The organism is Pontibacter litorisediminis (assembly GCF_029360645.1).
Lineage (GTDB): Bacteria > Bacteroidota > Bacteroidia > Cytophagales > Hymenobacteraceae > Pontibacter > Pontibacter litorisediminis.
The window spans coordinates 688901-701878 of record NZ_JARDUA010000002.1 but is presented as its reverse complement, the minus strand read 5'-3'; the positions used below and the strand labels follow the sequence as shown (position 1 = coordinate 701878).

The window sequence follows — 12978 nt, the reverse complement described above, 5'->3', positions numbered from 1 at the left end:
GGTTTTTCTTTTTCAACGCAGGTGCCGCATGATCGAAAAAGGAAGCGGCGCCCATACAGCCGTTTTCACGCCCATACGCTTCAGCCCTTGGTTTACCCAGTTGTTGCAGTTCTTCAGGATGTAGAACTTACCGTGCGCCTCATAAAAAGTGTCCCTCTGCGAGTATCCTGAGCCGCTAATGTGCAGGTAGTTTCCGTGCTGCTGTACAAAAGACTCGTCAATGTAGGTGATCAGCTGCTGGTACTGTTCAGGTGAGACAAGAAGTGGCCGTTGCCGCTTGGTGGGCACCAGGCGGGCGCGGATGTACTCTACATGCATGGCAGTGCGGGTGGGCCAAAGGGCGGCGGTGATGGCAACTTTGGGGGTAAGGTCGGTCCATTCAGGCGTTTCCATGTAAAACCTGCGGTCGCCCCAGCCAAAGCCGATGTAGCGGTAGGTGCTGTCTACCTGGCCAAAGTGGTGCAGCGGCAGCTTCTCGCGCCAGTCAATATACCTCGTAGAAACGGGCACGATGATGTCGGTATGCACGCCGTTGGAGGTAACGTAGATTTCGATGTGCTCTTCCTGCGGCTGCACCTGGGCGTAGCCGTTGTTCACGGTGATGCTACCAAACAGCAAAGCGGCCGCCACAAAAAGCAGGGCAGCGCCTGCCAAAATGGCCAATAGCCAGCATATACCAGTTGTTATTTTCCGGACCACGTAACGCATACTCGGTAAATACGTGTAAAGCTGTTAAAGTATAAATGGCCCCAAAAACAAAACCCGGTGCAAAGCACCGGGTCTGAGTGTAGTTTAGTTAGTTTAGTTTCTCTTTTAGATTCGCCCTCTGCTCCAGCTGCTATTCGCAAGTATACCTTGCTGCGTGGGCTGGTGCTAAGATCTTTTACTGGCTGGTGCAGCTACTACAATAGGCCTGCAGCGACAGGTTGTTTTCAGTAGGGGAGGACGGGCGACAAGAAACCCAAAACGGATTTCGGGTACAAAGGTATGAAATTTTGCTTTTGTTTAAACACCTTTCTCTGATTTGCTAAAATTTTATATTCCGGTTGCTGTGCGCTGCAGCCTGAACGGAAGTATGCTAGATTTGCCATACTCGCTGTTTTTGCGCAGATTGTGTAGAATTAGAAACTCCATCCTTACCTACTAAACCATCATGATAAACACGCTAAAGCGTTTTGCCGCTTTGTGGCTGGTGTTGCTGAGTGTGCAGGCGGCCCTGGCGCAGCAGCAACTGCAGTCGCCGGCGCAGTTCCTTGGCTACGAGTTGGGCCAGCAGTTCACCACCCAAAACCGCATCCTGGACTATGTGCATTACCTGGCCGCCCAGGCTCCCAACCGCATCATGGTAGAGGAATACGGGCGCACCTACGAGAACCGCCCCCTGGTGCTGGCCTACGTGGCCTCTGACGAGAACTTGCCGCGCCTGGAGCAAATACGGGAAAATAACCTGAGACAGGCCAGCTTGCAGAGCGGGAACGTACAGGGCGATCAACCGGCTATTGTGTGGCTCAGCTACAACGTGCACGGCAACGAGTCGGTAAGCTCGGAGGCGGTGCTGCAGGTACTCTACGACCTGGTGAACCCGCAGAACGAGCAGAGCCGGCAGTGGCTGCAGAACACAGTTGTTATACTTGATCCTATGGTAAACCCGGACGGCCGCGAGCGCTATGTGCAGTGGTATAAGCAGGCATCCAACCGTGGCGGCAATGCCTCACCGTACGCCTGGGAGCACTGGGAGCCGTGGCCGGGGGGCAGGCCCAACCATTACTACTTCGACCTGAACCGCGACTGGGCCTGGCAAACGCAGGTGGAGTCGCAGCAGCGCCTGAAGGTTTACAACAATTGGCTGCCGCAGGTGCACGCCGATTTCCATGAGATGGGTGCAGAGTCGCCCTACTACTTCTCGCCGGCCGCCAAGCCGTTTCACGAAAGTATAACGCCGTGGCAGCGCCAATTCCAGAACACCATTGGCGAGTATAACCGCCAGTACTTCGACAAAAACAACTGGCTGTACTTTACCCGCGAGAGCTTTGACCTGTTTTACCCCAGCTACGGCGATACCTGGCCAACCTACAACGGCGCCATCGGCATGACCTATGAGCAGGGCGGCTCCGGCCGCGCCGGCCTGGCCTACAAGAAGGCAGACGGTGATACACTAACGCTGGCGGACAGGATCGCGCACCACGTGGCGGCCAGTGAGGCGACCATCAAAGCGGCCTCCGAAAAGGCCACAGAACTGAAGCAGGAGTTCCGGAGCTATTTTAGCAATAGCCTGCGCAACCCGGGTGGCGAGTACAAATCCTTCGTGATCAAGAGCAGCGCCAGTACGGCAGGCAACCTGAAGATGCTGACCCAATACCTGGAGCAACAGGGCATACAGTACGGCTACGCGGGCAAGAGTGGCTCTGTAAAAGGCTATAACTATAGTAATGGCAAAACCGAGAGCGTGAGACTGACACCGCAGGATGTGGTGATCAGCATGTACCAACCAAAGTCGGTGCTGGTGAAGGTACTGTTCGAGCCAAAGTCTGTACTGGAAGACTCCCTGACATACGACATCACTTCCTGGGCTTTGCCTTATGCTTACGGGGTGCAGGCATACGGTGTAAAAGGAAGGGTAGACATGAGCAACACAGCTCCGGCCGTTCCGGCCGCTGCCGCTGTCAGCATTGCTAAACCATACGCTTACCTGGCCCGCTGGAACGGGGTGCAGGACCTGAAATTTGCCACGCAGCTGATGCAGCAGGGTGTGAAAATACGCATGGCTGAGTTGCCCTTCGAAATGGACGGGCAGAAGTATGAGGCCGGCACCCTGATCATGACCCGCACCGGCAACGAGCGTCTGGGCGAAAAATTCGATGCCAGCGTGCGGGAGCAGGCCCAGCAGCATGGCGTGCAGCTGGCCGCCACCAACACGGGCTTTGTGAGCACCGGCGCAGATTTTGGTTCCGGCAGCGTCCGCTACCTGAAAATGCCAAAGGTGGCGCTGCTCTCTGGTGAGGGCGTGTCGCCTTATGGATTTGGAGAGGTGTGGCACTTCTTTGAGCAGCAGATAAACTACCCGGTTACGGTGCTCAATACTTCCTATTTTAGCCAAATACCGCTGCATGATTTTGATGTGTTGATCCTGCCGACTGGCTCATATGCCAAGGTGCTGGATGAGAAAACGCTGGAGAAGGTGCAGGAATGGGTGCGCGGCGGCGGCAAACTGATTGCCATGGAAAGTGCTGTAGGTTTTCTGGCTGGCAAGAAAGGCTTTGAGCTAAAGAAAAAAGGCGCAGAGGAAAAAGAAGGCGACAAAGACAACGGCAAGGACAAAGATCCTTACGAAAACCTGCGTACCTATGCCAGCCGTGAGCGCGAGGCGCTGGCCGAAGAAGTGCAGGGCAGCATTTACCGTGTAGACCTGGACAAGACGCACCCGCTGGCCTTTGGCTACGGCGACAGTTATTTCGCCCTTATCCGCTCGGCTGATACCTTCCAGTTCCTGGAAAACGGCTGGAACGTGGGCGTGCTGAAGAAGAACAACTATGCCGCCGGTTATGTTGGCCAGGGAGCCAGAGAGAAACTACAGGACGCACTTGTACTCGGCACCCAGAACATGGGCCGTGGGCAGGTCGTGTACCTGACGGATAATCCGCTGTTCAGAGGCTTCTGGCAGAGCGGTAAGCTGCTTTTCGGCAATGCTGTTTTTGTGGTAGGGCAGTAGCAGCAGTTAAGATTTTAAGTCTAGAGGAACCCCCTGTTTCGGAATGGAGCAGGGGATTTTTTATGTGGATCAGGATTTGCAGGATTGTAGGATGAACAGGATTGTCGGCAGTACCGGATCCAACCACGCTGCCTCTCCAGGAAGAGAGTTTACCCCACCCCGGCCCTCCCCTAAGAACAGGGGATGGAGTTCAGTTCCAGCTCCGTTAGCGGTGGCTATCGAACTGTTTCCCAGTCCTTGGGTGGGGGTAGGGGCCTCGAAAAAGAGCGCCTTCTAGATTTCCGGTGACGAGCGAGAGCGAGGCAGCCCGAGGCACGAGGGCAGGAAATGTTGACAGCGCGATACCCTTACCGAGGGGCCCTACCCCCAGGACGAGCCCTTCCGGGCTGGAGGGAGCCAAAGCCAGAAATGAGACGAGTAGGTTGTAAAGCCGTGGATGAACGGCAGCTAGCAAGAATAGCTTGTGTCCAGTGGCAGGGATGCAGCAGCTATGAAAGTATAAAAGGACGAGCTACAAACTCGCTCCAGCGCAATGGCTGTTCAAGTCACAAGCGGACGCTTGCGCCAGAGAAGTATAAAGTACAGCCAAAGCAAGTATGGCTTTTCAAGCCAGTCGAGTCACAGACTCGACACCGTAGCAGGGACGCTTGCGCCAGGAAAGGGCAAGTTTAAAGTGTGGCTGGCGCGGTTTTTAAAATCCGCAGCAGAGAAAGTTACAGGTAGGGATGAACGGAACAGCTTTGGGAGCGCTACAACCATAAAGTATAATTGCGTAACTTGCATGGCATCTATACTTAACGAATGCCCAACGTATGCAAACGCAACTGATAATTACACCACCAGCCCCAGCGGAATATACCGGCTACATGGCCAATTACATCAAGCAGGCCCAGGCAGACGACCTGATCGAAGGCCTCACGGCGAGCTATGTGTTTATTACAGGTCTGGTGCAGGGGCTGACGGAGGAGCAGTTGCTGTACCGCTACGAGCCGGGTAAGTGGAGCATCAAGGAGGTGCTGGTGCACATGATGGACGCCGAGCGCATTTTCTCTTACCGGGCGCTCCGGTTTGCTCGACAAGACAAAACAGAGCTTCCGGGCTTTGAGGAGAACCAGTACGCCAAGGCTTCTAAGGCAGATGCCCGTGATATCAACTCGATTGTGGCCGAGTATACTTCTCTGCGCACTGCCACTATTGAGCTGTTTAAAAGCTTTGACGAGGAGGCGCTGCAGCAGAAAGGCGTTGCCAGCGGCTTGGAGGTAAGCGTGCGTGCGCTGGGGTATATCATACTTGGCCACGAGGTGCACCACCAAAAGATCATCCGCGAGCGCTACCTGAAAGCGTAAGCCTCCTATAGCACCCTTGTTATACTTGCTGTTTTGATTATCTTTAAGAGTGCAGGACTCTTTGCACGCAAAGATTATCAAGTTCAGCGATGCACCTTACCCGAAGAAACATAGGCATGCTGGTAGCGCCATTACTGGCGCTGCTTGTTTGGTTGCTTACCCCTGCTCTGGAGTACCAGGCGCGCCTGGTGGCGACGATCATGTCTTTTTGCCTGGTGTTCTGGATGACGGAGGTTATCCCGCTGTCCATGACGGCTTTTTTGGGCGTGCTGCTCGCTGTGATGTTCGGTATAGCCGAGGTAGAGACTGCCTTTCAGAACCTGGGGCACCCTATCATCCTGCTCTTTATCGGAAGCTTCCTGCTGGCGCGCTCCATGACGCGCCATGGCCTCGACAAGCGCATTGCCCTGTTCATACTTTCAAGGCCGTTCTTTCAGAAGAGCCTGTTCCGCCTCTTTCTAGGCTTCTCCAGTATATCCTTCCTGCTCTCCATGTGGGTAAGCAACTCGGTTACGGTGGCTATGCTGCTTCCGCTCATACTGGGCGTAACCCAACTTTTAGCTGCTGAACAGACCAAAGGGCCTGCAAAGTACTTTCTCCTGGGGATTGCCTACAGCGCCTCCATTGGGGGCGTGAGCACCATCATTGGCTCTCCTCCAAACCTGATCGGGGTAAACTATCTGGCGCAGCAGGGTATCCGGCTCGACTTCCTGCAGTGGATGTACCTGGCCCTGCCCATGTCACTGAGTATGTATGCGGTGATGCTGCTCTACATGCGCTATTTCCTGAACAAGTGTGGGTACAACCGGGAGGCGGTGCAGGCATATGTGGCCGAGCACCAGCGGCAGAAGGATAAGCTGCGAATGGGAGAACTGGTGACAATGGGCGTATTCTGTGTAGCTGTAGTGCTGTGGCTGGCTCCGGGAGTGTTTAACCTGTTGGGTATGGAGGAGGCGTATACGTTTATGAGCACCTACTTTGCCGAGAGCACCGTGGCGGTGCTGGCGGCGCTGCTCCTGTTCCTGATCCCACCGGGGCAGGAGAACGACGGAAGGGGAACACTAACGGCAGAAGACCTGGTAAAGATCGACTGGGACACCATTCTGCTGTTCGGTGGCGGGATGGCGCTGGGGCAACTGGTGGTAAGTTCTGGTTTGGCTAACGTTATCGGGCAGAGCATCACTACGTTCGTAAACCCTGACCGGCAGCTGTTACTGGTATTGGCACTGGTGTTCCTGGTGCTGATGCTGACAGAGGTCAGCTCTAACACGGCCATTGCCATCACGTTTGTGCCGATCATCATTGGGGTGCTGCAAGGGCTTAGCCTGCCGGTTCTATACCCGGTGCTGGGGGTGGTGGTAGCCTGCAGCATGGCTTTTATGTTGCCCGTGGCCACGCCTCCTAACGCCATCGTGTATGGCAGCAAGCAGGTGCCGATCAGCCAAATGGTGCGTACAGGAGTATTCTTAAACCTAGTGGCCACTGTGCTGATTACCTTTTGGATAATGCTCTACATGACGGCGTAGCAGCAGAGCAAAAGGGGCACGAATTCGCCTTGATACAGAATATTTGTACCTGTTTTTCCGGCGCTTTTAAATTCAAAATCACGAAGCATGTATTTCAATTATATTTCCAGCCTATGCAGAACCGTAGAACCTTCCGCCTGATAATGGCCATTGCCTGCTTTGTCTTCGCAGGATTGAATGCTTACAAGATTTACAGCGGAGATTATACTTCTTTGGATGTGTTCCTGCTGGTGGTTTTCCTGATTTTCGGTGCAATTTATTTATTCATACTTTCCAGAAAAGACAGGCCGGAATAGGAGGAGGGGCATAAAGAAAAAACCTGAAAGTCCGTATTGTTCCTTCTAAACAATCAGACTTTCAGGTTCTCAACTTTTAGCCAAAGGTATCTATATTTACGCGAGCGGCTTGCAGAAGGTTGTAGCCGGGTTCGAAAAAAAATAATTTTTTTTCGGATGCATAACGGCGCGTCTCATTTTATACTTTCGGCGAAAGCCAAAGCACCTCCGGAAACGGCAACATTATCATCCAAAGCAACAGCTTACCTGCTCTACCGGAAAGTGTACTTTGAGAAGTATGGCTCAGGTAGTATAACTTATGCTTGTAGCGCAGGCGAGAGAAGCAGTTGTGCTGCCAGTGTAAGTAGCCAGTCTTCGGGTTATACCGGGTCCACGTCTGCCACTACTTTTATCCCCTTAAAGTCGGGCAGTAGCTTCAGGTTAAAGATCGCCTGCGCGATCTGGCCTTTGGCGGTCTTCAGGTTCGTCGTTTCGCGGGGCAGCTTGATGTGGATCTCCTGCAGGAACAGGTTACGGATCTTGAAGATGTAGGGCACCTCCGGGCCCAGCACCTGCTGTTTGCCCAGCCTGTCCGTTAAGTCCTTGGCCAGCACAATGGCCGCGTTCTCGGTTGTCCGGTCGTCGGTATGCTTTACGGTGATGCGGATCATGCGCGTGAAGGGTGGGTATCCGAAACGCAGGCGTTCCTCTATCTCGTGCTCGTACAGCGTCTGGTAATCATTACTGATCACCTTGTTGAAGATGGGCTGGAGCGGGTCGCGGGTCTGGATGATCACCGAGCCCGGCTTGCCCTTACGCCCGGCGCGGCCGCTTACCTGCACAAACAGCTGGTACGCCCGCTCATGTGCCCGAAAGTCCGGGAAGTTGATGATGGTATCGGCATTCAGGATGCCCACCAGGCTCACGTTCTCAAAATCGAGGCCCTTGGTGACCATCTGTGTACCCACCAGCACATTGGTGCGCCCGCTCTCAAAGTCGGCGATGATCTGCTGATAGCTGTTTTTCTTCTTGGTGGTATCCAGGTCCATGCGCTGCACCTCGGCATCCGGCAGCATGAGTTTTAGCTCGTCCTCCACCTTCTCCGTGCCAAAGCCCATACTTCTGAGGGTGGTGGCACCGCAGGCGGGGCAGTCGTGGGGCATGCGCTCGTGGTAGCCGCAGTAGTGGCAGCGCAATTCGTTGTTATACTTGTGGTACGACAGGCTTACGGCGCAGAACTTGCACTTGGGTATCCAGGAGCACTCGTCGCAGGAGATGAAAGGGGCGTAGCCGCGGCGGTTCTGGAACAGGATTACCTGCTCGTGCCGCTTCAGGCGCTCTTCAATGTCATTTAGCAGTTTGGCCGAGAAGTGGCTGTGCATGTTCTTGCGCTGCTGCTCACGGCGTGTGTCCACCAGCTCAATCTCCGGCAGCTTGGCCTCCCCGAAACGCTTGGTCATACTAACCAGGCCCCAGCGGCCGGTTTTGCAGTTGTAATAGCTTTCGACAGAAGGCGTGGCAGACCCGAGCAAGGTTTTCGCCCCCTGCAGGTGCGCCATCATCAGGGCCGTTTCGCGGGCATTGTAGCGCGGGGCCGGGTCGTACTGCTTGTAGCTAGGCTCGTGCTCCTCGTCCACAATCACCAGCGACAGGTCGTGGAAAGGCAGGAAAATAGACGAGCGCACGCCCACCACCACCTGGAAGCGGCCGGAAAGCACGCCTTGCCATACTTCGGCGCGCTCGTTATCCGAGAACTTGGAGTGGTAGATGCCCAGCTTGTCGCCAAACACCTTCATCAGGCGCGTCACGATCTGGGCCGTCAGGGCGATCTCGGGCAGCAAGTATAACACTTGCCCGCCGCTGTCCAGGGCATGCTTGATCAGGTCGATGTATACTTCGGTTTTGCCGCTACCTGTTACGCCATGCAGCAGCACCGTCTCCTTTTCTTTGAACAAGCCCAAAATCTCATCCTTGGCCTGCAGCTGGTGCTCCGACAGCGCCATCGGCAGCTGCTGGTTACCATTTTCCATCGGGAAGCGCGACACGATCTGGTCGAACTGCTCCAGCACGCCTTTTTTGATGAGCGTGTTAAGGGAGGAGGCCGACAGGTGCGGGTTGTTGGTCAGGGCGCTCTTCTCAATGCCGCGGAAATTCAGGTGGATGTCCTGGTGCACGGGCACGAGCTGCAGGTAGTTGAGCAGGATGTCGAGCTGCTTGGGCTGTGGCGTAAGCTGGTTGAACAGCTCCTCCAGCAGGCCCTCCTCCTGCACAAAGTGCTCCGTGATACGGATTTTCTTCACCACCTTGGGCGAGAACTTATCGCTTACCTGCTCATAGATAATAATCGCTTCCTTTTGGATCAGCGACTTGATGAACTTATGGTAGCTTTTGAGCTGCAGCAGGTTGCCCACCTCGGTAAACGTGAGGGCCTGGTTGTTCTGCAGGGCAAAAATGATCTTCTCCTCCTGCGGGGCAAGTATAAGCTCGTCCTCCTCCGGGTTGTAGTGCGGGTGCAGCTGTATCCGCGACTCGCTGCTGAGCTTGAGCGCAGAGGGCAGCGCCGCATTGATTACCTCGCCCAGGGTGCACATGTAGTAGTCGGCAATCCACTTAAAGAGCTTCAGCTGCGGCGCGGTGATGATCGGCTTGTCGTCGAGCACGTCCAGGATGTACTTGGCTTGGTAGTCGGCCGGGGCATTTTCGTGTACATCGGCCACAATACAGCTCAGCACCTTTTTGGCCCCAAACTGTACAATCACCCGCACGCCCACCGATACCTCGTCGTTCATCTCGTAAGGGATGCGGTAGGTGTACAGCTTGGGCAGGGGCAGGGGCAGAATCACGTCGGCAAACAGCGTGACGCGCTCTGTGGCCGGCTCCGGCGGGTAATTGAAGTTGAGTAGCTCAGACAAGGGTGTTTATACTTTTGCCAGCTGCAAAGGTCGTAAAAAAATGAAGACGGTGCGCAGTCGGGAAGGGCAAGAAGTGGGAGCGCTGAAATTATACTTTGGCAGGTGCAGGTAAAACGCTTAACTTAAGCTCTGGAAGATTATTCACAGACGATTGTCATCCCCCTGCCCCCTTCAGAGGACATTTACAGGTGTAATCTCTTAAAGTATATTTTATTACACTTTAAGAAAAGTCCCCATTCGAAGGGGGCAGGGGATGATTTTATACCTCAAAATAAAACTATACTTTCACCAAACCCTGAATCTATATGATCGCGAAAACGGTATACCTTGCCAGTCTGCTGCTGCTGTTTTGCACAGCTTCCCTGCTTGCCCAAACCCAAACCATGCGCGTTGCCACCTACAACATCCGGTACGATAACAAAAGCGACACGGTGAATGCTTGGAACAAGCGCCTGCCGGTGATTGCGGACCTGGTGCAGTTCCACGACTTCGACATTTTTGGCACGCAGGAAGTGCAGCATCACCAATTAGAAGGGATGGGCAAAGAACTGCCGGGCTACGGCTACATTGGCGTGGGCCGCGACGACGGCAAGCAGGCGGGGGAGTATGCTGCGGTGTTTTACAAGAACGACAAGTATAAACTGCTAAAGCAGGGCCACTTCTGGCTCTCCGAAACGCCTGAGAAACCAGGCAAAGGCTGGGATGCCGACTTCCCGCGCGTGTGTACCTGGGGCCAGTTCCGGGACCAGCAAACAGGACTTGAGTTTTTCCTTTTCAACGTGCACTTCGACCACCGCGGGGAGAAGGCCCGCCAGGAGAGCGTGAAGCTGATGCAGCAGAAAGTGAAAGAGATCGCCAGGAAAGCGCCTGTTATAATGATGGGGGACTTCAATTTTGACCAGCGCGACGAGAAGTATAAAACCTTGCTGGCCTCTGATCTGAAAGACGCTTACCAGATCGCCGAAAAGCGCTACGCTCCGCGCGGCACATTCAACGCGTTTGAGGCTACCCGCAAAACTGACGAGCGCATCGACCATATCTGGCTTAGCCCTGAGTTCAAGGTGGCTCGCTACGGCATCCTGACAGACACCTACGCCAATGGGTTGTTCCCTTCCGACCACTTCCCGGTGATGGCGGAGTTAAAGTATGAGGTGAAGAAAAAATAAAACAAAAGAGGCTCCCAAGCAGGAGCCTCTTTTGTTTTATGGTCTTTGCTCACTCGTTTCCGGTGCCTGCGCCTCCATTAGCGCTGCTGCTTTTGCAAGGCAGGCACGGCCGGACGCACAGGCCAAGGGGGAGGCCACTTGGGTAGCATCTGTACAAAAACGTATGGCAAACGAACCCTATCACCCCGCCACCGCCGATCATGTCTGCCTTGTCCGCTTTTTCCGTACAGAATAGATCACTTCATTAAAGAGCTATACAAGATGAAAATTGGAATAACTGGAGCTACAGGGCAGCTCGGGCGCCTGGTTGTAGACAAACTTAAAGGCAAAGTGCCGACAGAGAATATAGTGGCGCTGGTGCGCTCGCCGCAGAAAGCCGCAGGCCTTGGTGTGGAAGCCCGGGAGGCTGATTACGAAAAGCCGGAAACGCTGGATGAGGCATTGAAGGGAATAGATACGCTGCTGCTGATCTCGGGGAGCGAGGTTGGAAAGCGCGCTGAGCAGCACCGCAACGTGATAGAGGCTGCGAAGAAGAACGGCGTGAAATGGATTGTGTACACCAGTTTGCTTCACGCGGATACCTCCTCGGTAAGCCTGGCAGAGGAGCACCGGGCAACAGAAGCGGCACTGAAAGATTCAGGCATTCCCTACACCCTCCTCCGGAACGGCTGGTATACAGAGAACTATACAGGCTCTATCCAGGGAGCACTGGCAGGCGGTGCCTTTATAGGCAGCGCAGGCGAGGGCAAGATCTCAGGCGCCACCCGAGCCGACTATGCCGAGGCAGCCGTTGCCGTACTTACCGGCGAGGGGCAGCAAGGCAAAGTGTACGAGCTTGCCGGGGATGAAGCTTTTACCCTCAGCGAGCTGGCCGCAGAAATATCCCGCCAATCAGGAAAAGACATTCCTTACAAGAACTTACCGGAGGCGGAGTATGCAGCAGCCCTTGCCAGCTTTGGCTTGCCAGAGGGCTTGGCCCAGGCTATTGCCGGCTGGGATGTGGCCGCTTCGCAGGATGCCTTGTATGATGACAACCGCCAGCTTTCCAGGTTGATCGGCCGGCCCACCACGCCGCTTTCGGTTGCCGTGGCCGATGCGCTGAAAGGGGCTTAGGTATAGGCTGGATAAGTTTGGGCAGTCACACAAAAAGCTACTCCATGGAGTAGCTTTTTGTGTGAACATGCTTTTCTACAAGTGCTGGTGCAGCTGAAAACGGAAAGAATAATTATTCCTGTTATGGTGAAGCGCTGGTAAAGCCTGTGCGGGTTAGGCTCAAGCAGGGCCAATCGACTGAGAACTGCTATTCTAATTTAAACTTTACGTTTACACTGCTCTCTACTTTGATTTTTTCAAACTGGATATCAGCTGGTTTGGGCTCTGATTTACTTGCAGTACCGTAACCCCTTACCACAATTCCGGCAACCCGACCCTGAAGGTCGTTATGTACGGCGTTATCGCTTTGGTCGGAGATATAGAGAGCAGCCCCCACTTTCTGGTTTAAGGGGGAGACTAAGTACTCTGCCTGCATTTTGGCTTTTGCAATAGCTTTGGATTTGAGCGCCAATTTGAGTTGATCAATGCCTGAGAACTCTGTTCGGTCGAGGTGAATATTGGATATTTCGATTTTCTCCAGCTCCAGAATAACCAGACCCGCTGTTTGCGCATCCTTAACCTTCAGCGAGTAAACTTTGGTCTTCAAAACATCCTGCCCTTTAAGGAAGTATTTTTTGAAATTACTTCCCAGGTCATTAAGCGATAGGCTTTCCTCTGTGTTGACCCCTAACTGCTGCAGCCTTGCTTCCATCTTGGACTCTAACTCCTCGATAGAAATTTTACCTTTCGTGTCCTTTTCATTGATCAAGATGCTCAGGTAAATCTCATCAGGAGTTACCAGTGTATCCACCGATGCGGCTGTTTCTATAAAAGGTTGGTCTATGAAATTCTTTGTCTGCCCAAAGCTCATCATGCACTGAAGCATGGCAGGGATGATAAGGAAGTATAATTTATTCATGCGGCCAGTGTTTTGTGATGTGTTTGGTTTCCA

General features: G+C 53.9%; 9 protein-coding genes. 6 read left to right on the top strand and 3 right to left on the bottom strand.

Annotation, left to right across the window (positions count from 1 at the left end; all coding sequences use genetic code 11):
* Positions 1-12 precede the first annotated feature (12 nt).
* The gene (locus PXG97_RS09135; protein WP_276497455.1) at positions 13-708 is read right to left on the bottom strand and encodes a TIGR02117 family protein; all 696 of its coding nucleotides are present in this window, start codon (positions 706-708) and stop codon (positions 13-15) included.
* A gap of 445 nt (positions 709-1153) precedes the next feature.
* Here PXG97_RS09135 and PXG97_RS09130 point away from each other — a divergent pair, with 445 nt between their 5' ends.
* The 4 genes from PXG97_RS09130 to PXG97_RS09115 all read left to right on the top strand — a co-directional run bounded on the left by PXG97_RS09130 (position 1154) and on the right by PXG97_RS09115 (position 6877).
* On the top strand, positions 1154-3709 hold the full coding sequence (locus PXG97_RS09130; RefSeq protein ID WP_276497454.1) for a M14 family metallopeptidase: 2556 nt from the start codon (positions 1154-1156) through the stop codon (positions 3707-3709).
* An 866-nt stretch (positions 3710-4575) separates the two neighbouring features.
* A complete protein-coding gene (locus tag PXG97_RS09125) occupies positions 4576-5055 on the top strand; it encodes a DinB family protein (protein ID WP_276497453.1) in 480 nt (159 codons plus the stop codon).
* An 89-nt stretch (positions 5056-5144) separates the two neighbouring features.
* Positions 5145-6581, top strand: a complete 1437-nt coding sequence (locus PXG97_RS09120; protein ID WP_276497452.1) for an SLC13 family permease — start codon at positions 5145-5147, stop codon at positions 6579-6581.
* A gap of 113 nt (positions 6582-6694) precedes the next feature.
* Positions 6695-6877 carry a hypothetical protein gene (locus PXG97_RS09115; RefSeq protein WP_276497451.1) on the top strand — a complete coding sequence of 61 codons (183 nt, stop codon included), beginning with the start codon at positions 6695-6697 and terminating at the stop codon, positions 6875-6877.
* A gap of 359 nt (positions 6878-7236) precedes the next feature.
* Here PXG97_RS09115 and priA read toward each other — a convergent pair whose 3' ends face one another.
* A complete protein-coding gene (gene priA, locus PXG97_RS09110; protein WP_276497450.1) occupies positions 7237-9768 on the bottom strand; it encodes a replication restart helicase PriA in 2532 nt (843 codons plus the stop codon).
* Positions 9769-10073: 305 nt separating this feature from the next.
* Here priA and PXG97_RS09105 point away from each other — a divergent pair, with 305 nt between their 5' ends.
* Positions 10074-10934 (top strand): endonuclease/exonuclease/phosphatase family protein, encoded by an 861-nt coding sequence (locus PXG97_RS09105; RefSeq protein ID WP_276497449.1) that lies wholly within the window; start codon positions 10074-10076, stop codon positions 10932-10934.
* Between the two features lie 261 nt (positions 10935-11195).
* Positions 11196-12047 (top strand): SDR family oxidoreductase, encoded by an 852-nt coding sequence (locus PXG97_RS09100; protein WP_276497448.1) that lies wholly within the window; start codon positions 11196-11198, stop codon positions 12045-12047.
* Between the two features lie 187 nt (positions 12048-12234).
* Here the strand turns inward: PXG97_RS09100 and PXG97_RS09095 are convergent, their stop codons facing one another.
* A complete protein-coding gene (locus PXG97_RS09095) occupies positions 12235-12945 on the bottom strand; it encodes an SIMPL domain-containing protein (RefSeq protein WP_276497447.1) in 711 nt (236 codons plus the stop codon).
* Between the last annotated feature and the right edge of the window lie 33 nt (positions 12946-12978).